At 29.1% G+C, this 23,259-nt stretch carries 24 protein-coding genes; 10 read left to right on the top strand and 14 right to left on the bottom strand.

Annotated features, from left to right (window positions below; translation table 11 throughout):
* Window positions 1-208: 208 nt before the first annotated feature.
* The 5 genes from IC758_RS03495 to IC758_RS03475 form a co-directional block, all read right to left on the bottom strand.
* Window positions 209-991, bottom strand: a complete 783-nt coding sequence (locus IC758_RS03495) for a helix-turn-helix domain-containing protein (protein ID WP_227860759.1) — start codon at window positions 989-991, stop codon at window positions 209-211.
* 397 nt (window positions 992-1,388) lie between these two features.
* Window positions 1,389-1,832, bottom strand: a complete 444-nt coding sequence (locus tag IC758_RS03490) for a GNAT family N-acetyltransferase (RefSeq protein WP_227860758.1) — start codon at window positions 1,830-1,832, stop codon at window positions 1,389-1,391.
* Window positions 1,833-2,065: 233 nt separating this feature from the next.
* Entirely contained in the window at window positions 2,066-2,992 is a 927-nt protein-coding gene (locus tag IC758_RS03485) for an SPL family radical SAM protein (RefSeq protein WP_413927304.1), read from the bottom strand.
* Window positions 2,985-3,194 carry a DNA alkylation repair protein gene (locus tag IC758_RS03480; protein ID WP_227831334.1) on the bottom strand — a complete coding sequence of 70 codons (210 nt, stop codon included), beginning with the start codon at window positions 3,192-3,194 and terminating at the stop codon, window positions 2,985-2,987. The genes IC758_RS03485 and IC758_RS03480 overlap by 8 nt, the downstream gene beginning before the upstream one ends.
* 116 nt (window positions 3,195-3,310) lie before the next feature.
* Window positions 3,311-3,847, bottom strand: coding sequence for a PadR family transcriptional regulator (locus IC758_RS03475; protein WP_227824665.1), 537 nt, complete (start codon window positions 3,845-3,847; stop codon window positions 3,311-3,313).
* A gap of 124 nt (window positions 3,848-3,971) precedes the next feature.
* Between IC758_RS03475 and IC758_RS03470 the strand changes: the two genes are divergently transcribed.
* The 6 genes from IC758_RS03470 (at window position 3,972) to IC758_RS03445 (ending at window position 11,361) form a co-directional block, all read left to right on the top strand.
* The gene (locus IC758_RS03470) at window positions 3,972-5,342 is read left to right on the top strand and encodes an MATE family efflux transporter (RefSeq protein ID WP_227860757.1); all 1,371 of its coding nucleotides are present in this window, start codon (window positions 3,972-3,974) and stop codon (window positions 5,340-5,342) included.
* 361 nt (window positions 5,343-5,703) lie between these two features.
* A complete protein-coding gene (locus IC758_RS03465; protein ID WP_227860756.1) occupies window positions 5,704-6,381 on the top strand; it encodes a Crp/Fnr family transcriptional regulator in 678 nt (225 codons plus the stop codon).
* A gap of 661 nt (window positions 6,382-7,042) precedes the next feature.
* Entirely contained in the window at window positions 7,043-8,455 is a 1,413-nt protein-coding gene (locus IC758_RS03460) for a DASS family sodium-coupled anion symporter (protein WP_227835872.1), read from the top strand.
* Window positions 8,456-8,491: 36 nt separating this feature from the next.
* Window positions 8,492-9,631, top strand: coding sequence for an amidohydrolase family protein (locus tag IC758_RS03455; RefSeq protein ID WP_227860755.1), 1,140 nt, complete (start codon window positions 8,492-8,494; stop codon window positions 9,629-9,631).
* 14 nt (window positions 9,632-9,645) lie between these two features.
* Window positions 9,646-10,629, top strand: a complete 984-nt coding sequence (locus IC758_RS03450; protein WP_227831337.1) for a hydroxyacid dehydrogenase — start codon at window positions 9,646-9,648, stop codon at window positions 10,627-10,629.
* 33 nt (window positions 10,630-10,662) lie between these two features.
* Complete coding sequence (locus IC758_RS03445) at window positions 10,663-11,361, top strand: RraA family protein (protein WP_227433529.1); 699 nt, start codon at window positions 10,663-10,665, stop codon at window positions 11,359-11,361.
* A gap of 126 nt (window positions 11,362-11,487) precedes the next feature.
* Here IC758_RS03445 and IC758_RS03440 read toward each other — a convergent pair whose 3' ends face one another.
* The 4 genes from IC758_RS03440 to IC758_RS03425 all read right to left on the bottom strand — a co-directional run bounded on the left by IC758_RS03440 (window position 11,488) and on the right by IC758_RS03425 (window position 16,525).
* Entirely contained in the window at window positions 11,488-13,377 is a 1,890-nt protein-coding gene (locus IC758_RS03440; RefSeq protein ID WP_227483054.1) for a sigma 54-interacting transcriptional regulator, read from the bottom strand.
* Window positions 13,378-14,176: 799 nt separating this feature from the next.
* Window positions 14,177-15,091: a hypothetical protein gene (locus IC758_RS03435; protein ID WP_227831338.1), complete on the bottom strand. Its 915-nt coding sequence runs from the start codon at window positions 15,089-15,091 to the stop codon at window positions 14,177-14,179.
* Window positions 15,078-15,833 carry an ATP-binding cassette domain-containing protein gene (locus IC758_RS03430; RefSeq protein WP_227835869.1) on the bottom strand — a complete coding sequence of 252 codons (756 nt, stop codon included), beginning with the start codon at window positions 15,831-15,833 and terminating at the stop codon, window positions 15,078-15,080. The genes IC758_RS03435 and IC758_RS03430 overlap by 14 nt, the downstream gene beginning before the upstream one ends.
* Complete coding sequence (locus IC758_RS03425; RefSeq protein ID WP_227433533.1) at window positions 15,833-16,525, bottom strand: GTP-binding protein; 693 nt, start codon at window positions 16,523-16,525, stop codon at window positions 15,833-15,835. The genes IC758_RS03430 and IC758_RS03425 overlap by 1 nt, the downstream gene beginning before the upstream one ends.
* 190 nt (window positions 16,526-16,715) lie before the next feature.
* On the opposite strand from IC758_RS03425, the gene IC758_RS03420 reads away from it, so the two are divergent.
* From IC758_RS03420 to IC758_RS03405, 4 genes are read left to right on the top strand one after another with little or no spacing between them, the layout of a single operon-like run.
* A complete protein-coding gene (locus IC758_RS03420; RefSeq protein WP_227433534.1) occupies window positions 16,716-17,366 on the top strand; it encodes a Crp/Fnr family transcriptional regulator in 651 nt (216 codons plus the stop codon).
* Window positions 17,367-17,415: 49 nt separating this feature from the next.
* Entirely contained in the window at window positions 17,416-18,423 is a 1,008-nt protein-coding gene (locus tag IC758_RS03415; RefSeq protein WP_227831340.1) for an ABC transporter substrate-binding protein, read from the top strand.
* Window positions 18,392-19,159, top strand: a complete 768-nt coding sequence (locus tag IC758_RS03410; protein ID WP_227433536.1) for an ABC transporter permease subunit — start codon at window positions 18,392-18,394, stop codon at window positions 19,157-19,159. The genes IC758_RS03415 and IC758_RS03410 overlap by 32 nt, the downstream gene beginning before the upstream one ends.
* Window positions 19,160-19,756, top strand: coding sequence for an ATP-binding cassette domain-containing protein (locus tag IC758_RS03405; RefSeq protein WP_227433537.1), 597 nt, complete (start codon window positions 19,160-19,162; stop codon window positions 19,754-19,756).
* Between the two features lie 201 nt (window positions 19,757-19,957).
* On the opposite strand, the gene IC758_RS03400 is transcribed toward IC758_RS03405, so the two are convergent.
* The 5 genes from IC758_RS03400 to IC758_RS03380 all read right to left on the bottom strand — a co-directional run bounded on the left by IC758_RS03400 (window position 19,958) and on the right by IC758_RS03380 (window position 23,162).
* Window positions 19,958-20,107: a type I toxin-antitoxin system toxin gene (locus IC758_RS03400; protein ID WP_227433538.1), complete on the bottom strand. Its 150-nt coding sequence runs from the start codon at window positions 20,105-20,107 to the stop codon at window positions 19,958-19,960.
* A gap of 356 nt (window positions 20,108-20,463) precedes the next feature.
* Window positions 20,464-21,045 carry a 4Fe-4S binding protein gene (locus IC758_RS03395; RefSeq protein ID WP_227433539.1) on the bottom strand — a complete coding sequence of 194 codons (582 nt, stop codon included), beginning with the start codon at window positions 21,043-21,045 and terminating at the stop codon, window positions 20,464-20,466.
* Window positions 21,038-21,268, bottom strand: coding sequence for a 4Fe-4S dicluster-binding protein (locus tag IC758_RS03390; RefSeq protein WP_227824657.1), 231 nt, complete (start codon window positions 21,266-21,268; stop codon window positions 21,038-21,040). The genes IC758_RS03395 and IC758_RS03390 overlap by 8 nt, the downstream gene beginning before the upstream one ends.
* Before the next feature lie 250 nt (window positions 21,269-21,518).
* Window positions 21,519-21,794, bottom strand: a complete 276-nt coding sequence (locus IC758_RS03385) for a Mor transcription activator family protein (protein ID WP_227433541.1) — start codon at window positions 21,792-21,794, stop codon at window positions 21,519-21,521.
* Between the two features lie 66 nt (window positions 21,795-21,860).
* On the bottom strand, window positions 21,861-23,162 hold the full coding sequence (locus IC758_RS03380) for a replicative DNA helicase (protein ID WP_227860754.1): 1,302 nt from the start codon (window positions 23,160-23,162) through the stop codon (window positions 21,861-21,863).
* Between the last annotated feature and the right edge of the window lie 97 nt (window positions 23,163-23,259).

Raw genomic sequence — 23,259 nt, 5'->3', positions numbered from 1 at the left:
ATATATTATATTTTTGGTCAATTTGACCTTTTAATGTTTTTTCTTTCTTTCTTCTAACTTTTATAAAATAATACTAAAATAAAGTATCATAATAATTACTCATACTTATCATACATTTTGCTGTTTTATCGTGACCTTTTATCCTGTCTCTGTAAATTTCACAATTAATACCTTGCCCTAACTAGCTCCTACCTTTAAAAATTTACTTTTAGAACCTATCAATTTTATTCTTTAATTTTCTCTTTACTTTAAAGATAAATCGGTCACAATACTGTTCGTTTTTTACCAACAGCTCATATGCATCCATAATCCCAATGGATTGTACGAAACCAAAAATACCAACTGCCAATCCCAAAAATACAAGTAAATGATATTCTGCCCATTCAATGTACCCTCTAACTGTTACTGCGATAATAAGAATACCAACCACAAACAAAAATGTACTTGGGATAGCAACTAACTTATATTTTTTCTTGATTGAAATATATTCCTTTGATAATTCTTTCAAAAACTCATAATCAAATAACAGTGGCTCTTTTCTCAAGATTTTATAATCTTCTTGTTCTGCAAACATTCCAAGTATAACAGCACCAATACCTAAAACAACACAAACTGCAATTCCTAAAATACGCCAACTTGTATGAGTTGGAAACATTACATAAGGAATACCTGCTAATACCCAAAACAAAAAACCTAACCCCAAATATTTGCATTCTCTTTTCTCATTGATGAGATAACCCCTTGCCACTTCCTTGCTTACATAATATCCCTTTTCATTTGCTCCTTTTATTGATTTCTCATCTTTTAATAAAAAATCAGTTGATACTTCAAAAATATTTGATAGTAGTAAAAGTTTTTCTGTTTCTGGAAATCCCTGATTGTTTTCCCACTTACTAACCGCCTGTCTTGTTGTTCCAACTTGTTCTGCAAGTGCTTCCTGTGATAATCCTTTTTCTTTTCTTAACTTAAATAATTTTTCACCAAAATTCATATATTATTACCTCCTGTGATTTGATATCCAAATATTATCAAACTATACTGTTAAATTCTATATTTTAAGAAATGCACATTGTCAACTTTAAGTTGCACTCATGTAATTTGTTGCTAAAACATGATTTTGTAATAATTTTTGCCTCTCTTTTTGTATTATAGCATCAATGGAAATCTAAATCCTTTCCTTTATATTTTGAAAGTAATATTTATCAAAATATGATTTTATTAAGTGTATAACCATTTGATTGACAATAGGTTTTTTACAAACTATTCTCTAATATACTGTTTTATAGTAATAGAAAAGCACATCTTTTCAGACGTGCTTTCTGCAACACTTTATCTACTTTATCACGATTCTTTATTTTATATATGACACTTTATCTTCTCATTAGCATCTAGAATTTATATTCTAAATACAGCATATCCACACACTGAGATTCCCCTTCAAAAATTGGCTCTGGATAATTATCTATAAAAAAGTTTTTAATCTTATGTGAATAAACAAATCCAAATTTCTCATAAAACGGGATTCCACTTTCAGCTGTACCCACAATCATTGATGAATACTGTTCACTATAAACATCTAAAATATGATTTATCATCTTTGATGCATAACCCCTATTTTGAAAATACTCATATGTAGCAATATTTTTTAATTCACAGGTTTCTTTAGAAATTTCAATTACAACTGCTATACAAGTAAGTTCATCATTATCATATAGAGCATACATAATGCCTTTATCAAGATACTTATCAATCATTACCTCATATGGGTCAGCTCGCAACAAAAGGTCAATATGACCTTTTTTATTTTCATCTATAGTTTTTATTTCTATCATATATATCCCCCTTCCTTTTAACATATATTTCCTTTATGTATTTAATACACTTCACTATTCTTTACATATTTGATACACTTCACTAAATGATAATACAATTGAAACATTGAATAATTATTACTATCTAATTTCATTGTATTTATTGTTTTTTAGTTTTTACTTTTTACTTTTTGCTATTTAATTTATAATAGAATAAATTTTTAGAAGAATGAATAGTAATTGCAACTTATAGCTTAAAAAAACTTTAATTGCATATCTGATTTCTTATACGCTTCTATAATATCTTTCATCTCTGTCAAAATACCATAACGAGCACATTCTTTTTTTAGCACTTGTTCACATCTCTTTCCATTCAAGCTAGGACATACATAATTTAAGCCATACGTTTTTTGATACTGAAATACTAGTTTTGGTGATATATTCTTTAAATGCTTATAAAAAAATTCTCTCTGACCATTACGCATTGTCATTCCATACATACAATAGATAAACTTTGCATTAGCCTTATGTGCTTTTTCAACAATTGCTCTTATTTCATTCTCATTGTCAGTCAAAAATGGTATCAAAGGTGTCAATAATATACCACAAAATATTCCAGCATCATTGAGCTGTTTTACTGCTTCAAATCGTTCAGAACTTAGACTCACATTAGGCTCGATTTTCTTTGCTAACTCATCATTTGCAGTGGTTATAGTAACTTTGACAATAGTAGAATTGTTTCTTGTTATTTCCTTCAAAATTGGTATATCTCTAACTACCAAACTACTTTTTGTATCAATAGATACTCCAAAATGATTTTCTGAAATTAAATTCAAGGCTTGTTGAGTAATGCAAAGGTCTTTTTCAAAAGGATTGTATGTGTCAGACATAGCTCCAATACCAACAACTCCTTTTTTTCTCTTTGAACGTAGCTCCTTTTTTAGAGTTTCTATCACATTTTCCTTATATCTCACTTGGTCAAAATTTTCTATGTTGTATACTGTGCTACGACTGTCACAATAAATACAACCATGAGGACAACCACGATAGAGATTCATATTATAATCAATCCCAAACCATCTTGAGTTGTCAAATTTAACTTTCTGTAAAATTTGTTTTGCTGGTATGCTTTTAATCATTATCTTATCCCTAATTCCATCATATAATTTTTTGTTATCCATTGGGATATCTTGTAATCAATACAAATCCTACTCTTTTCAAGAAAATACTATTACACTTTGTCCATCTTGTTATAAGTGGCTGTACATAAGGAGTATTTTCAAATAAGTTTTGGCAGGATAAATCGTAAATATCCAATGAATAAAATTCAGATGACCATTTTCTAATTTGTTTCTTAATTGCTTGTAGTAGGTCATCAATCATTTTAGTCAAAATCCTAGCTTCATAATATCCATTTTACCACAATGAGATTGCTAATTCAGATTGCTAATTCATGATGACCTTTATATTACTTTGCAATCTCTCTTAGATGAGTGAGGTTAATCTCTTTCACTGTCAACATCTAGAATAACCTTTAGAGAATTCACCCATGTTTCTAATGTTTGAGCTAATACCAATTGCTGGTCTAAAATAGCCTTACCTGTTTCTGGTACATTCGATTTTGTATTTATATTTTCCTCTATATACGACTTCAATACTTGTATATTTTCTTCAATACTATTAAGACACAACTTTTGCTTTTCTGGTGTAAGACTGTATAAATTTACTATTACAGCATTGAAATCCAGAAAAATATTTACTGGCTTTGAAGCTGTATCAAACATTAAGTCTAAAAAATGTTTTTCACCCAATTCTGTTAAAGAGTAAATTGCTTTTTCTGGCATTCTCCCCTCTCTTACAATTGTGCTTTGGATATAACCTTTTTCTTCTAGTTGAATTACCTTCTTATAAATTGATGGTGTACTGATTTTAACCCAACGTGATATATTTCTATATTCCACCACTTTTTGAATATCATAAGCACTCTGAGGCTGTTGCTTTACTATACCCAGTACAATTAAATCTATTGTTGCCATAAAAATTCTCCTCTCGTTTTCTCTCTATTGACAAATACTATAATTTATAGTAGCATTTTCTTTATTACTATAATTTATAGTAATATATTTTAGAGCTAATGTCAATAGAAAGGGAGTGTTTAGCATGAAAGAAATCAACAAAAAAATTGAATTATTAGGGTCTGCCCCAATACCAAAAGCCTTGTTATCTATGGGATTACCTACTATGATAGGTATGATGATAACTGCATTGTACAATTTGGTAGATGCATACTTTGTAGGTGGTCTTGGAACAAGTCAAATGGGTGCTATATCCGTTGCATTTCCACTAGGTCAGATTATTGTGGGATTAGGATTATTATTTGGAAATGGAGCTGCTTCCTACATTGCCAGACTCCTAGGTCATGGAGATAAGGAAAAAGCAGGCAAAGTTGCTAGTACAGCTATTTACAGCAGTATAATAGTTGGTATATTATTTATTATTGTCATTATGATTCTTCTCAATCCTGTTTTAAAATTATTAGGAGCTACAAAAAGTATTATGCCTTATGCAATGTCTTATGCTAGTATCTATGTCGTATCATCTATTTTTAATGTATTTAATGTCACTATGACTAATATTGTCACAAGTGAAGGAGCTGCTAAAACAACCATGTGCGCTATGCTATTAGGTGCATTGCTTAATATAGTTTTAGACCCAATATTCATTTATACCTTTGGCATGGGTGTAAAAGGGGCTTCCATTGCAACTGCTCTTTCTCAGATGATTTCAACACTTGTTTATATCAGGTACATTTTTAGCAAGAAAAGTATGTTTAGTTTTAGAATTAAAGAATGTTGTTTTTCAAATGAAATCATGTCAGAAATTTTAAAGATTGGTGTACCTACTTTAATATTCCAGTTATTGACTAGTCTCGCTATCACATTAACTAATATGGAAGCTACAAAATATGGTGACTCTGTGATAGCTGGAATGGGTGCAGTAACACGAATAATGTCTTTGGGGAGTCTTATCGTATTTGGGTTTATAAAAGGCTTCCAACCAATTGCTGGTTATAATTTTGGCTCAAAGAACTATGATAGATTACACCAAGCAATAAAAACATCTATAGCATGGACTACTCTATTTTGTGTAGTACTTGGTCTTGTAATGGTGTTTTTTCCCACAGCTATAATTTCACAATTTACAAGTGGTGATGTGTTATTAATTGAAAATGGTAGTAAGGCTCTTAGAGCAAATGGATTTTCATTTATGTTATTTGGTTTTTATACAGTATATTCTACATTGTTCCTTGCACTAGGAAAAGCAAAGGAAGGTGGGTTACTGGGTATGTGTAGACAAGGTATATGTTTTATTCCTATAATCTTGATTTTTCCTATATTTTTGGGATTAAATGGTATTTTATATGCACAACCAATAGCTGATTTTGCTGCTGCAATAATCGCAGGTTTTATGGCAATAAAACTACATAAAGAGCTTCATATTTTAAAAATAAATTCTATTTCTTCTAAATAAATATACTTCAAGATATGTTCTAGTTATACAAATCTAATATATATATTAGTTATACAAATCTACCATCAGAAAAGATATAAAATTATTTCATGCATTTTGTAGGCTCAAAGAATTGTATGATAAATTCTTTATCAAACATCTCTTTCAGCTTACAAGATATGTATATTATAATTCATTAATTTACATGCTTAATATGACTTAATCTACTTACAAATAGGCAATAATATATATTAACATATATTTTCTACACAAATCATACTATTAATATACAATTGAATAATCCTTTTTCACAAACTACTTGTTATTTTATCTATTCACTTGTATTATTGGATTATAATTATTTTAGGAAAGGAATCACTATATGCTTTCACAAAACGATATTGATATACTTACACAAAGTTTATCTTTTTGGGATAAACTCACTAACTCACAAAAAAGCTTATTAATCTCTTCAGCCAATATATCCCACTTTAAAAAAGGAAACTCAATTCATTGTGGTGATAGTGATTGTATTGGTATTTTGATTATAAAGTCTGGAACAATACGTACATACATACTTTCAGATGAAGGGCGTGAGGTGACACTTTTCCGTCTTGATAATGGTGATGTATGTATCTTATCAGCATCATGCATTCTAAACACAATAACTTTTGATGTATATGTGGATGCTGAGACAGATTGCGATATTATACAAATTAGTTCTTCTGTTTTCTCAAAATTGTCTACAGAAAATATTCACGCAGAATTGTTCTCATATAAGCTAGCCACTGAACGTTTTTCTGATGTTATGTGGGCAATGCAACAAATCCTTTTTATGAGTTTTGATAAGCGTTTGGCATCTTTTTTAGTTGATGAAATAACCAAAAACAATAATACTACTATAAATATGACTCATGAGCAAATTGCTAAGTATATGGGAAGTGCTAGAGAAGTTGTGTCTAGAATGTTGAAATATTTTGCTAGAGAAGGTCTTGTATCTCTATCTCGTGGTGGTGTAAAAGTATTGGATAAAGATAGACTTCGTTCTTTAACATTATAAGGAGATGTTTCAAAATAAGAATTTGAATCATCTCCTTTTTATCTCCTTTTCATCTCTTTCTTCAACTTCTTCTTTAAAATTTCCACTTTTATTCATAATGTAAGTACCCTTTTTTATTCTATCGATTCTTCATTAATTTAATCTTATTCTCCATATAATTGCCTTCCACTTTTATAAATACTCATAAATTTAATTTGAACTTTTATTTGCTAATAAAATAGCTTAGTTTTACTTCTATTAGTAATATGAAATAAGTAGTAATATGAAATAAGTTTAAATTTTTTTTAAAGTTTACTCTTATGATTAGTATAACTTACCTGCGACTTTACCTGAAACTTCTCTATCCATTTCATCAAGAATATAAGAATATATATCTTTTATTGTTATGTTAACAATTCAAACACTATATTTCAATCGGAAATATTGCATTTCAAATTGAAATATTATATTTCTATTTGAAATATAATATAAAGAAATATAATGTTATTTTATCAAACTAGAAAAAAATATTTTAATAAAATTGTATCAAAGTAATTTGATTAACAGTTAAATTACAATAAATCACATAAAAAAACAAATAAAATATTATTAATCTAAAAAGTTGGCATATTTCGTGCTTTTATAATTTAGTATAAATCTAAAATTAAATAAGGAGAAGAAAATGAATAAAAAACAGTTGATGAAATTCTTACTTGTTGCAGCTATACCAATAATTATATGGAATTTACCTGCACCACAAGGATTAAAAAAAGAAACTTGGGATATTGTTGCTTTATATCTAGGTTTACTAGCAGGTCTTATTATTAAACCATTTAAAGAACCAATCATTACTTTAATCATTGTAGGTGTAGCACTTATGTTTATGGATGAGTCAATACTACTTCATGGATATTCAGATAAGATGACTTGGTTTTTAGTTGTTGTAACTATTGTCTGTACAGCTTTTGTAAAGACAGGATTAGGAAAACGTATGGCATACAACCTTTTGCTAAGAGCAGGAGATTCTACCTTAGGACTTGGATACCTAATGATGATAAGTGATTTAATACTTAGCCCTGCTACAGGTTCAAATTCATCTAGAACAACTATTATCTACCCTATATTTAGAAATATAGCAGAAGGTGCAGGTTCTAAACCTGATGATGAGCCTAAAAAATTAGGTGCATATTTAACAGTATTAACATATGTAGTATCTCAAGGAACAGCAGCATTATTTTTGACAGGTATGGCAACCAATGCGATAACAGTTTCTTTGGCAGCAAGTATGTTAGGTGTTAACTTAACTTGGGGAACTTGGTTTATGGCATCAATCGTACCAGCAGGTTTATTCTTACTAGTAGCACCACTTATAGTATATAAGATATACAAACCAGGTTTAACTCATTTAACAGATATTAAACCACAGATAAGAAAAGATTTGGAATCATTAGGTACTATTACAAAACATGAAAAGATACTAGTTGTATTCTTTATTCTTGCTATTCTTGGATGGATGTTTGGTGAAAAAATACCTTTTGTAAACTTAAATATGCAAGTAGTAGGATTTGTATTCTTAGCATTAGTTCTTATAGCAGGCATTTTAGATTGGGATGATGTTATTGGTGCTAAAGGAGCATGGAATATATTTATATGGTATGGTGCATTTTATGGTATTGCTGGCTCATTAGCTGATGCAGGTTTTTACACTTGGTTAGCTGATAAATTAGGTACAGTATTAAATCTATCAGATGTAAATGGATTATTAGTTACAATAGTACTATTGTTAGTGAGTTTGGCAGTTAGATACTTCTTTGTATCAAACAGTGCATTTGTAGCATCTTTTTATCCTGTACTATTTGCAATAGTTTTATCTACTAAGGCAAATCCGATGGTAGTTACATTATTACTAGCATTCTTTGCAAGTTATGGAGCTTTATTGACTCATTATGGAAATGGAGCTGGTCTTATAGCCTTTGCATCAGGATATGTATCTCAAAAAGACTTCTGGAAAGTAGGCACTATCATGGTAATGGTTGCATTAGCAATATTCTTAGTAATAGGATTACCTTACTGGAAAATAATTGGATTATGGTAAGTACACATTAAATTTATATATTGGAGATGAATAATTATGCTAGATTTACTTATTGTAAATGGACATGTAGTAGACCCTAAAAATAATGTAAATGGCAATAAAACAATTGCTATATACAATGGAAAAGTAACTGAATATAAACATGGTGATAAGGCAAAACACACAATAGATGCAAGAGGTAAATTTGTTTTTCCAGGGCTGATTGATGCACATGCTCATATGTTTGCAGATGGAACTGAAATTGGTATATATCCAGATAGCACATATCTTCCAACAGGCGTTACTAGTGCAATTGATTGTTCAGCAGGAGTAGCAAACTACCAACTCTTTAAATCTTCAATTGTGGGTAGAAGTAAAGTAAATATAAAAAGTTTCTTACAAGTTTGTTCAGCGGGATTAGTAACTACTAGCTATCATGAATGTATTGACCCAAAGTATTTCAATCATGAAAAAATAGAACGAATATACAATGAAAATAAAGATAATATATTAGGTCTAAAAATAAGATTAAGTGAAAATTTAGTAGAAGGTCTAGGAATAGAGCCATTAAAGGAGACTATTAAAATAGCTGAAAAAATAGGATGCCCTGTTGAGGTGCATTGTACAAATTTACCAGTTCCTACAGAGGATGTGTTAAATATCTTAAGACCAGGAGATATATTTGAACATGTATATCAAGGTGTTCAAAACACTATCCTCGACTCAAATGGCAATTTATACGAATGTGTAAAGAAAGCAAGAGAAAGAGGAATCATATTTGATACAGGAGAAGGTAGAAAACATGGTGATTTTGAAGTCATGCAAAAAGCAAAAGAACAAGGATTTATAGCTGATATTTGTAGTACAGATTTGGTATTGGAAAGCATGTTTAGAAGACCTATATTCTCTCTACCAAATCTTATGTCTAGATACATATGTATGGGAATAAGTCTATATGATGTTGTAAAAATGACAACACAAAATCCAGCTAAACTTATGAAAATGGAAAATCAGATAGGATGTCTATCAGAAGGTGCAAATGCAGATGTAGCAATATTTGACATTATGGATGTTAAACAAACTTATACAGATTGGAAAGGTAGTAAATTCGAGGCAGATAAATTATTAAAAACAGAAATGACAATTAAAAATGGATTTATAGTATATTGTGCCCCAGATTACATATATGAAAATTAATTAGGAGGAAAAAAATGGGTTGGAAAATATTATTACCACAAGAAATAATGCAAGAAGGAAGAGATTACTTAGAAAGTAGAGGACATGAACTGATAACTGGTTCAGGCATGGAGACTAAAGATATAATAAATGATATAAAAGGTATTGATGCAATTATAGTTAGGTTATCTAAAATAACAAGAGAGGTATTTGAAGCTGCTGATAACTTAAAAGTAATAGTACGTCATGGAGCAGGATTTGATACTGTAGATTTAGATGCAGCAAAAGAATTTGGTGTTCAAGTATTGTATTGTCCAGTAGCAAATAGTACTTCTGTTGCAGAAGTAACACTAATGTATATGTTATACTGCTCTAGAAATTATACAAAAGTAAGAAAAAGTTTTATAGAGGACTATTATAAAGCTAAGCTGAGAACTCCTAAATGTGAGCTTGATGGAAAAACTGTAGGAATTATTGGATGTGGAAACATAGGCTCAAGAGTTGCTAAGATGTGTATGGATGGATTCAATATGAAAGTGGTTGCATATGACCCATATAAACCATCTAAAGACTTCCCACAAGGTGTAGAAGTAACTAGAGATATAAGCAAAATATATAAAGAAAGTGATTTTGTTTCTGTTCACTGTCCAACAACTTCTGTCACTAAACATTTTATAGGAAAAGAACAGTTTAGTATGATGAAAGAAACAGCATTTTTTATAAATGCAGCAAGAGGAAGTGTTGTAGATGAACAAGCTTTATATGAAGCATGTAGAGATAATATTATAGCAGGTGCTGGCTTAGATGTATTACAACAAGAGCCAGTAGATTCTAAAAACCCTATATTGTATTTAGATAATGTTGTGGTATCTCCTCATATAGGAGCAGCAACTAAAGAAGCTACTAATAGAGCCTCTTTACACTCTGCAATTGGAGTTAATGAGGTATTTGAAGGTAAAAACCCTACTTGGCCAGTAAAATCAATAGATTGGGACAATGCAACGATATACAATGATTAGTAAACAATAAACACTTATTAGGAGGAACTTAAAATGACAATAGGAAATAGAGTATATTTAAAAAGAGATTTACCAGATAAAGAACTTGTAAAAAGATTTAGTGTATTACCAGCAGCTAATGTAGGAGATTGTATGTATAGGTCAAGTGCATTAAGTTCAGAAATAAAGTTAATGTCTTCACCAAAAAACAAAATGTGTGGAGTTGCGTTAACAGTAAAATCAAGACCAGGAGATAATTTAATGCTTCATCAAGCTCTTAATATAGCTCAAGAAGGCGATGTAATAATACTATCTAATAATGGAGATAGAACACAAGCCATCATGGGAGAAATCATGTACAAATATCTTGCAGATTTCAAAAAAGTATCAGGAATTGTAATAGATGGTCCAATAAGAGATATTGATGTTATATCAAAGTCTAGTTGTCCAATATATGCTACAGGAACTACTCCAGGTGGCCCATATAAAGAAGGTCCTGGTGAAGTGAATGTACCTATATCTATAGGAGGAATTGCTGTTAATCCAGGAGATATAATATTAGGAGACAAAGATGGTGTAATCGTAATCCCTAAAAATGATGCAGTAGACCTTATTGATAAAGCAGAAGCAAATGCTAAACAAGACCATGCTAAAGTGGTAAAGGCTTCTGAAGGAACTGCAAATAGAGAATGGGTAAATGAAACATTAGAAAAAAAAGGTGTACAAATTATAGATGATGTTTACAGAGTTTAGTAATAAATGACTTCTACTCTATGTATATAAAATATTTATATATAAAAATTTTAAAATAACAGGTGCTGTTACACAACAATTCTAAATTGTTATGTAACAGCCTCTTTTATTTTATTCAATAAATATTTAATCTGAAAGTTGATACTTTTTAAGTTTACGCCAAAGAGTAGTAGTACTGATACCCAACTGACTTGCAGTAACAGATTTTACTCCATTATTTTTCTCTAACGTCTCAAGAATTAATTTTTTTTCATAATCTACGATTTTATTCTCTTCCAAAATAGGAGAATAATCTATTGTAGGAGTTAAACTTATATCCTTTCGAAAATGTGGCTCAGAAGTTAAAATTTCAGAAACTAAGTACTCATCTATAAAATTATCATCACACATAACTACTAGTCTTTCTACTATATTTTTTAATTGTCTTATATTACCAGGAAAGTCATATCTACTTAAAATTTTAAGTGCAGAATCAGATATTGACACTGGTTTGTTATAATGAGATATAATAGCATATGTAAGTTGTTCGATATCTTCTTTTCGCTCTCTAAGAGGAGGTAAATCTAACTTCAACACACAAAGTCTGTAAAATAAATCTTCTCTAAAATTATTATTATCAATCTGCTCCACTAAATCTTTATTAGTAGCTGTTATAACTCTTACATTAATAGGTACAACTTTAGTATCCCCTATTCTAGTGACTTCCCTCTCCTGTAATACTCGAAGTAGTTTGACTTGAACATCTTTAGAAATTTCTCCAATTTCATCTAAAAATATAGTCCCATTATGTGCCAATTCAAAGACACCTGCTTTCCCTTCATTTCTAGCACCTGTAAAAGCTCCCTTTACATATCCGAATAATTCACTTTCAAGTATATTTTCAGGTATAGCTGCACAGTTTATAGCCACAAAAGGTCCATTAAATCTATTGCTATAGTTATGAATACTTTGAGCAAATATTTCTTTTCCAGTACCAGATTCACCAGTAATTATGATTGTAGAATTAGATTTAGCAAATTTCTTAGCCATGTTTACCGAGTGCATTAATGCATCACTTGAACCCAATATATCGTTAAAATTGTTCTTTGCACAATGAGATTTTGAAATTAAACTCTCTCTTATTTCTTTTTCTGTTGATTGAATATTTTCGATATCTTGTATGGTTGCAACACATCCAAAATGCAAACTATCAATTATAATCGGGAAACAATCAAATGTAAGGGAAGAACCTTTAAAATTAATTATATTGTTACATATAGAGTGCCCATTTTTTAGTGAATCTGAAATATCACCAGAAGTTAAATAATCTTTTATAAATTTATCAACTTGGTTAAATAGTAACCTTTTTGCTTGATTATTTATAAAAAGTGGTGAGTGATTTTTATCAATGGCAATTATACCACTATGTGTACATTCTAGAATTTCTTCTGTAATAGAGTTATTTATTCTCTTTTCAATTCCTATGTTATATAGATGAATTGCTTCATTGATAGACGCATGAATAGAAGACTTTTCAACTTCAGTCTCTATACAGAGTTTATTGTATTTAGAGGTGATTTCTTTTGTTGTTTTACCACCTATGAAAATCTCAGTGCCATTATCAATTAATTCTTTTATTGTATCTTCAAATTCAGAAAGAGAATTTAACTTAGGTATTTCTAAATCAAAATTGGAGATTTCTTTAAATCGTTTAGCAGTTTTATATGATGATTCTAAACCTATAAATCCTATTTTTGAAGAATACTTAAGTGCTTTTTTATATGAATAAAATATGTCTTCGTATTTGTATCCAACATCCACTATAGGAATTGAGACATGTTTACGCAATAAATCAACATTTTGTCCACGAGTAATTATTACTTTAGTGCCTAAGTTAATTATGTTATCTGCTAGTTCTATAGTTTCTTTACCTGTAGCAATGTATGATGGAATTTTTATATGTAATTCTTCAAGTACTTCATATACAGTATCTGAAAATAACTTAGAGGGAGCAATGACTACTATCTCATTTTTCATATCATAAAACCTCCTTTTGTTAGTCTATTTTTTATATTATTTTTTCACACAAAATAATGTCTTCAGAGTGACACTCAATTTTCTACTCACAGGATTTTAAAAATATTCACCTCAGAATTACTTTACTATTTACTTTTGCAGTAATTTTCTCAATTGAAATTGTTTTTCTTTCAAAATCTACATTCTCCCATGACGGACGTAATATTTTGGATGTTCTCATACCCAGACTAATATTTAAGTTTATGTGAAGTTCTAATTCAGTATCTTTGCATACTTCTAATAGTTTTATTATTTACTCTTCATCATAATTTTTATTTTAAATTTGTTTTGATTTAACTAAATCTACTCCTTTAGTTGGATTCTTATCATTTTTAAATCAAAAACACTTTCAAATACAAGCTTCATTATATTGATGTAAATTTTTAATGACTTGAAACTTAGTATATCTGATAAATTATTCACATAACGATATATATGTATTGTATCAATATCTTATACTCTCATTTTACCATGATAAAAGGTGATGTCTCAAAATAAAAATTTGAATCTTCTTCTTTTTTTATATAAAAACAGAAAAGGAGTTCCTAAGAACCCCTAATCTATATGATAATTGCTCTGTTAAAAAACAAAACTCACATTATAATTATATCGACTATGAATATTATAATTAATCGACAGTACCATTAGACATTGAAACAATTCTCCTCTAAGATGATTCAATAAGATTACTTAGCCTAATTATATATATCCATAAATATAAAATACTATTAGTCACAAACAATAAGTAAAAATAAATATATTATATATACATATTATAAACCTCAAAAAATTCTTCAGTCGTAACTGTATCTAACCATTTTTTAGAAGGATATAAAAACTTATACTGATTATCTTTAATAAGACTATCATCTATAGTATCATAGATGCAAGATAGTAATGATGCAGACTTCACAAAAGAATTACAAAACTCCTTAGATACAAGAGATTTTAATACCTCTAACATAGTCTTTTCGTCTAATGATTTACTTGCAGTAATATAAGATGGCAATGCTATAGCCCCATCATCAGGATATGACATAAATAAATCTTCATTATTAGCACGCTTTGCATATATACTAGGAGTTATAGCTAATCTATCCGAACCATTTTTTACATCATTAAATGATTGTATTGGCATATCTAGTATAGTTGAATTGGACAAAAATCTCTCTACATACTCTTTTCCATACCTACTCCAAATGGCTTTAACAACAGATTTCGCACCAGAGTTATTTATACCACCAATGACAGTTTTTGTATCAGTGTCAATTACGTTTTTTATAGAATCTATCAAACCCTTGTAATTCTGGTTATAAGAAAATACTAATGGTATAACTAAAAATGGAAGTAATCTTTCATCAAAATATATAGATGATGATTTAATCTCACTCTTAATATTGAAATAATTCGATAATGGATATAAGTTACTTGAAAACTTTGAATAGATATTCTTGTCTTCATACACTTCTAAATCTGTAGAAACTATAATATCTGGAATTAAAGCGTCTGTTTTTTTTAAATATTCATTAAGTTTGTAAGGATAACCTATACCAAAATAAGTTACCTCTAAATTAATATCCTTCTCTTTTAAAGACATAATTAAATTATCTAAATAGTTTTTCTCATATTTATGAAGTATACAAATATTGCTCCAATACAACCTAACATTTTTCATGAAGAGTCTCTCCTTTTCTTAATTTATATTGACATTCTAGTTGAAATTCATATATATCTTTAAGTTTGCCTAAGATTTCTTTTTCTTCGTTAGTCTTATTGATTACTTTGAAGATTGAACCATTTTTCATTATTATACGCTTCTCTGCTATAAGTGCTGTATGAGGGTCATGAGTAACTATAAAAATCAGTTTATCACTTCTCAATAAGATGTCTAAAGCAACATTTTTATTTATTCCAGCATTCTCTATTTCATCTATCAAAACAATAGGATTATTTGAAATGAGAGCAACATCTGCAATCATTAAGGCACGTGTCTGTCCCCCACTCAATGATGTAAGGTCTTGAGATAGGGAAATAGGTTCTGCTGTTATGGAATTTGCTACATCTAATACTTCTTTTATTGAGACAGAAGTATTGTTTTTACATTCTTTATGTATAACTAAAAATTCCTCGACTGTAGAATCAAGAACAAACCTCATATTTTGGCTAAGATGAGAAATGAGATTTGTAGAAAATTTATTTCTTTCCTCAATAGCAACTTCCATATTATCAATGACTACTTTTCGATTAGTCAAAGAATCTTTATTGACAAACTGCTCTATATCTTTGATTAACCTGCTTTTACCAGAACCAGTATTACCTACAATGGAATAAATATGACCTCTATAAAAAGTTAGAGATTCAAAGTTCTCTGTATTACCAAGTTTGTTTTTTCCAGGATATATGGTTATACTTTTCATTAAAATTCACCTCTAAAATTCATTTTAGAAACTATGCCTTGTTGGAATTCATCACCAATTCTACATTCTCCAATACAATAAGAACACACCCCACTTGGCATTGTATGTCTCAATAAATGTTCGTCATTGTTTAGAATATTAGCATTGTTTATATAGTTTGAAATTAGCTCTACACCAAAACCAACTAATCCATCTATAAAGAATATATTAGAATTAGGATTTATTTTTTTTATATTGAATGATATTATCTCTCTTTCTGCTTGTGATACCATGTCTATTTTACTTAGAACTATGGCATCACTTTCACTTAACATAGGACCTAGTTTTTGAGGAGTCTTAAAGCTAGATGTACAATCACATACACATATGTGTAGTGTTTTATTTGTTGCAGGTGAACACCTATTGCAAAGCCCAGCAGTTTCTATTAGTAAAATATCGCTACTTTTATTTTTAGCCCAAAGTATAAGTTCGTTTATGTTTGATATAAGAAAATGGTCTGGACATATGTCTTTACTAAGTCCAACAATATAAGGTATATTCAATTTTTTATATATTAAATCATCATCAGTAGCTAAACAATCTATCTTACATATTGAAGGGTTAAGCCCATTAGACTTAAGATATGGAATTAAATGTTTTATTAAAGCGGTCTTCCCTACAGAGGATGACCCAGAAATTAATATAGTTTTCATGGCTTATGTAAAGTCTCCTTTCATATTTTGTTAAGAGATATGATAGCATTAAAAACTACTAAAAATTGTATCAGATGAGACAATTAATAAATAAACTTGATTGAAAATAATTATCAATATTATTGAATTTTGGTAAATACTGTGATATTATTGCAATCAAAGTGAATATTTATCAGAAAAGGTGATGACTTTGAATGAGAAGGAAGTACTAATAAATAGTAAGTTATTTTCTGAAAGATACATTGTAGAAGATAAGATAAAAGCAAAGAGTTATAAAAAAGGTCAATTTATAAGTGATTTTTTTGATAAAGAATATTATGTAGGTGTAGTTAAAGCAGGACAAGTATCCATCTATTGTATATCGAGTGATGGAACTGAAGTTAACATGTCTATTCTAAAGGAAGGAGATGTTTTTGGAATTTCTAATATATTTGATGAAGAATCCTTAGATACTGTACTAAAATGCAAAAGTGATGTTTATGTAGTTTTTTATCCAAAAAAATGCTTTATAGATATGATGAAGTTGGACATTTCTGTAGCTTTAGAGTATTCAAGATATTGTAATAGAAAAATACAATTTTTACTGAGAAAGATAGAGTTTTTAAATATACAGTCTAGTAAAAAGAAAGTTATTGAATATTTACTAGAAAAAACTAGTAAAAATGACACTATCCTATTAGAATGTTCTAAGGAGGAGTTAAGTAAAAGGATTAGTGTAAGTCGAGCATCTTTATATAGGGAATTACAATCATTACAAAATGAAAATTGTTTAGAGTTTGGTAAAAAGTGTATAAAAATATTGAATAAAGAAAAGTTAACACAAATTCTATATGAAATATAAACTTAAATAACAGATTCTATATAAAATTAAATACTAGGAGGAAGGTTTTATGAAAAAGAAATTATCAATATTATTACTGGCATCATTAATAATAATTTCATTGGTAGGTTGTGCATCAAACCCACCAGAAAAACAAACAAAAGAAGAAACTAAAGTAGTTGCAAAGGTGACAGCACTAAAAGGTCCTACAGGAATGGGAATGGTTAAGATGATTGGCGATGAAAAGGATAAAAAAGAAAAAGATTATGAATTTTCAATAGCAAATTCTGTTGACGAAATTACACCTAAGCTTGTGAATAAAGAACTAGATATTGCTGCTATTCCCGCAAATCTATCATCTGTTTTATATAATAATAGCAATGGTGAAATAGAAACACTAGCCATTAATACTTTAGGAGTTTTATACATAATTGAGAATGGAAATTCTATAAACAATGTAAATGATTTAAAAGGCAAAACTATTTATTCTAGTGGTAAAGGCTCTACTCCTGAGTATGCTTTGAATTACATATTGAAAGAAAATGGAATTGACCCAACTAAAGATGTCAACATAGAATACAAATCAGAACATACAGAATGTTTGGCGGCATTATTAAACGATAAAAATGGAATAGCACTACTTCCCCAACCTTTTGTAACAACAGCATTGACTAAGAGTGATAACTTAAGAGTAGCTTTGGATTTGACAAAAGAATGGGATACTTTAAATAAAGATAAAAATACTGAAAGTGCTTTAGTAACAGGAGTTGTTGTTGCACGAAAAGAGTTTGTTGATAAATATCCAGAAAAGGTTAAAAGTTTCTTAGAAGAATATAAGGAATCAGTTGATTTTACAAACAATAATATAGAAGAAGCTTCAAAACTTATTGAGGAAAATGAAATAGTTCCAGCACAGATAGCAAAAAAAGCAATTCCAAAGTGTAATATAACATTTATAGAAGGTAATACAATGAAAGATAAATTAAGTGGATACTTACAAGTACTTTATGATGCTAATCCAAAGTCAATAGGAGGAAAGATGCCAGGTGAAGATTTCTACTATACACAAGAAAATTAGTAAAACTCATATACTAGCAATAATCTTTTGGCTTATCGTTTGGCAAATAAGTAGTATGATAATTGGTCAGGAGATACTTTTAGTATCTCCTTTTTCATCTTTGAAAAGGTTATTCGAATTATCTATGAAGTTTGAGTTTTGGCAATCTATACTCTTTTCTTTTCTGAAAATAACAACAGGATTTATATTAGCCTTTATCATTGGAATAATATCTGCCATAATAGCATCTAATAAAAAAAATTTTAGGATACTTATTGAACCCTTAATACTTACAATACAATCTATACCAGTAGCTTCGTTCATAATATTATCTCTAATATGGATATCTTCAAAGAACCTGTCTATTTTTATATCCTTCTTGATGGTATTGCCAGTAGTATATAGAAATATCCTAGATGGAATAAATAGTATATCTAGAGAGTTAAATGATATGGCAAAAGTATTTAAAGTCAGTAAGATAAAAAAAATAAGGTACATATATTTGTCTGAGGTAGCACCATATCTAAGAGCAGCATGTAGTGTTTCTTTAGGTCTATGTTGGAAATCTGGAATAGCAGCAGAGATAATAGGAATGCCTGCTAATTCTATAGGTGAAAACTTATACAAAGCTAAAGTATACTTAAATACACCAGATTTATTTGCATGGACTATAGTTATCATTATAATAAGTATTTGCTTTCAAAAGGGATTTTTATCATTAATAGACTATTTATTAAAAAGATTGGAGATAAACTAAATGGATATAGTAATTGAGAATCTAAGTAAAAAATATAATGATAAGGTTGTTTTAGATAATTTTAATAATGTATTTAAAGATAATGCTATCTCATTTATAACAGGAACCTCTGGTATTGGTAAGACAACATTGATAAGAATATTAATGGGTTTGGAGAAAGCAGATAGCGGAAAAATTGTAGGTATTAGTAATAAAAAGATTAGTGCAGTATTCCAAGATGATAGTTTGTGTGAAAATCTAAGTGTGTCATTGAATATAAAGTTGGTATGTGAAAATCTGGGTAATTCAGAAATTGAAAGTGCCTTAGAGGTATTGGGCTTAAATGGTTGTATGAATAAAAGAGTAAGGGAATTAAGTGGTGGTATGAAAAGAAGGGTTGCAATATTAAGAGCTTTATTATATGATTTTGACTTGCTTATAATGGATGAGCCATTTAAAGGGCTGGATACAGAAACTAAGTATAAGGTTATGGATTTTGTAATAAGAAAGATGGAAAATAAGAGTGCTATAATAATTACTCATGATATGGATGATATAAAATACTTTAGAAATCATGAAAAATTAATAATTGACTTTAAAATGCCTTCAATATATTGATTTTAAAGTCAACTAAAGTTTTTATATGAATGTTATTTCAAACTTACTAATTCTGTATACCAAAAAGGCTGTATGCAAATTTATTTTTACATAAAAAAGTACCTGCGATTAAAACAAGTACTTTACATATTTTTTCTAATTTGTGATATAATAAAAGCAAGAAGAACTACAATCTATTTGCAGTAGAGTGGAGTTCGTAAATTAGTGTTTCTTTTTGAACTTAATCTTTAGTTCAAAACTAAAGTCACTCCTGCCAGAGTGGCTTTTTACTTTTTTAAACAATTTATCAGTTAAGTAAACTATTAAACTGGCAACTAAACTTGCTAGTACACCTTGTAAAAAATTATCCACACATACTCACCTCCCTTCTATACGTTGGGAGGATAACCTTTTGTATGAACTCCACTCTATAAATTGTAGATTACATCTTCTTGCTAAAACTATTATAACATATAATTCCTACATATTTTACCTATTATATAGTTATTTTCCTATCTCCTTCACCCTCTTTTTCTTTCCCTTTCTGCCTCTTTCATTGCTTTATATTCTATCTTATTATTTAATTATTATTGCTATCTAAATTCCTTGTATCCACTCTTTTTAATTTATCTACTTAATTAATGCTCTTACACATAAAAAAGAAGCATAGACAAGTTTATTTTATACAAACTCTATCTATACTCCTTACATATTCACATAAACTCTATCTATATAGACTTACTCTTTGCCTTACATATCATCTGAGTCATAGTACCCATAGGACAATAAACACACCATGAACGAGGCTTAAATAGTATCATCGTAATCAATCCAAGAACAGTCGATGTAAGCATAACACTATAAAAACCAAACGCAAACTGTACCACCCAAGGTGAAACTAAAGTCCCATGATATGCCCATTGCCAAGGCATCTTTATAGTCCAAAGCAAAGTCACTACCTCTTTAAAATTTCTACTACCCTCAAACACTAGATAAGTTGAAAAAAGCATATTAGCGAACATCACCATAAAAAACGTCAAAAAACCATATCTAAACCACTTACTTCTAATAAATTTAGGAATATCTTTATTTCTTGACAACTTTAATTTATTTCCAAGCAAATTAAACAGCTGTCCTCTTCCACAATACTTATTGCAGTACGCTTTATTTCCTTTAATAATAGAAATAAGTAATGGAACAAAGAAACAAATTAACCCAATCCAAGCGAAAATAATATTTACAAATCCCAATATCAAATATATAGAAGAAAAAATCCATAAATAGTCATACCAGTGTTTTTTATTATTCATGACACTTACCTTCTTCCTCTTTTAATATTGTTATAATCTCAATCACAGATGCTGGACATACCTTCTTACAAATACCACATCCAACACATAAGTCTTTATCAATTTTTGCACTAATACCATATGGTACTGAGATAGCTCTCCTTGGACAAACTTTTATACAGCTACCACAGGCTACACACTCATTTTCTAAAATATTTGCATACTTCTTTTTTTTATTAGACATAATAACCTCCCTGTATTATTAATCTATAAGAATTATAACAATATATTTACTTTTTATCTGTGACTTAATCACATAAGATATCGAGATTAGAAATTATACTCTAATTGTAGAAGGATTTTAAGTAAATAAGCGACATTGAGTTGTTCAAATAATCATAACTTTATACACAGTCTTACTCTATTATTCACAGTTTAAACTTATTTATAGTCGTAACTTTATACACATCACACTTACCTTATCCACAATATATCTATTTTTTTCTAACAATGTACCTGACATTAATAACACTCATATCAAACATTCTAGCTAATTCCATATAATTTTTTCCATTAAACAATTTAATCATAAGCTCATTTCTAGCCTCTTTTAAAGCACCCTCCACTGTCTTAATATAAAAATATGTTCCCCCACTTTGTTGACACAATTTCAGATACTCCAATAAATTATACTTATGTAACTCCTTTGGAATACTCACTTCTATATTGTGTTCTTCAAGCAATTCTATGATTTCCTCTAATTCTAACATCTTTTCACCTCATATTTTATATTATTTTTCGACTTTCAATAAGCTTGTTATGGCTATCTCATTACTCTAATAATTTAGTTCTTGAAAATGCAACCTATCCCCATAGTAACAAAAATGCTTATGCCTAGTCTGTCCATCCCTACACTTCGCAACTATTAAATCAACAATCTTAATTCCCCTGTACTCTGCTTCTCTAACTAATTCCTCACTTTCTCTTATATCTTTTACTGCTTCTTCATAATCACTCCCTTTTAATTGATGTATATAAACCACATTGTTGCTATCGTGGTAGATGGCTTTACTATCCCTCATAGGTCTATCTCCATAAGGTCTAAAATCTTTCATTTCATCATTTAATTGACTTAACTGAATTATTGGTATATCAAAATCCAAAGTCATACTTTTTAATTCTCTAGAAAAAGTGGCTACTTCTCTTTCTCTTTTTTCCATACTTTTTTGAGATGTAAGAAGTTGCACATAATCAACAATTAATAAGTCTGGCTTTATTTGCCTTATCCTCTTTCTAATTGCACTGATTGTGTCTATCTTGTCATTTATATAAATTAAGTTATTCTCACGTAAATCCCCTATTGCATTTACAATTAGTTTCCAATCACTTTCACTTATCTCTTTAGATTTCATATTTCTTGTACTTACTCCTGTTATCTTGCATATATTTCTCATAAACACTTGCTCACTTGTCATTTCTCTACTTATAAATAGAGTCTTTTTCCCTTGCTTGGCCGAATTTAACATTATTTGAAGAGCTAAAGCAGTTTTTCCAACCCCTGATTTAGCTGCTATTGTCGTTAGCTCTCCTTTAAAAATACCTCCTATAGTCGAATCAAGCAAACTTATCCCAAACTTAAATCCAACATCCTTTTTACTTTCTAAAAAATCAAGGACTTTTTCTGCTATGCTATGTACATCATCATTTTCATAAGTATCTTTATCCAAGATTTTTCTTATATTATTTTCAAATTTATAGATGCAAGTATCAATATTTTCTCCAAAGTTTATGCCTTCCAAGAGTCTTTGACAATTTTGATTTATGCTTCTTCTTGCTAAGTTTTCTTTTAAAATTTTTATATAACCATCAATACCAAAAGTTTGACCCCATGTAATTACACTAGTTAAACTACTCATTTTAATTGCTAAAGATTTCTCATCTATCTTTGATTTTACAGTTGCTACATCAATTATTATATTTTCTTTTCTAAGTTCTTTCATGATTTTAAATATTTCAATGCATGTAGAATTCATAAACATATTTTCATTTAAGTCATCTAGTTTGTAGTTTAATTTATTGTCTAAAATAATTGTGCCTAAAATAGCCTGCTCTATTTCAACAGCTTTTGATTTAACCATATAAATTAATCTCGCTTTCCTCTTAAGTTTTATATTTTAATATTATTAAGTCTTTTATTTTTATATTAGATTGCAACGATATTGTCAGTTAGAAATA

This window comes from Clostridioides sp. ES-W-0016-02 (genome assembly GCF_020641035.1).
Classification (GTDB): Bacteria; Bacillota; Clostridia; order Peptostreptococcales; family Peptostreptococcaceae; genus Clostridioides.
Note: the sequence above shows the minus strand (reverse complement) of the source record. Positions and strands in the feature narration are given on the sequence as shown.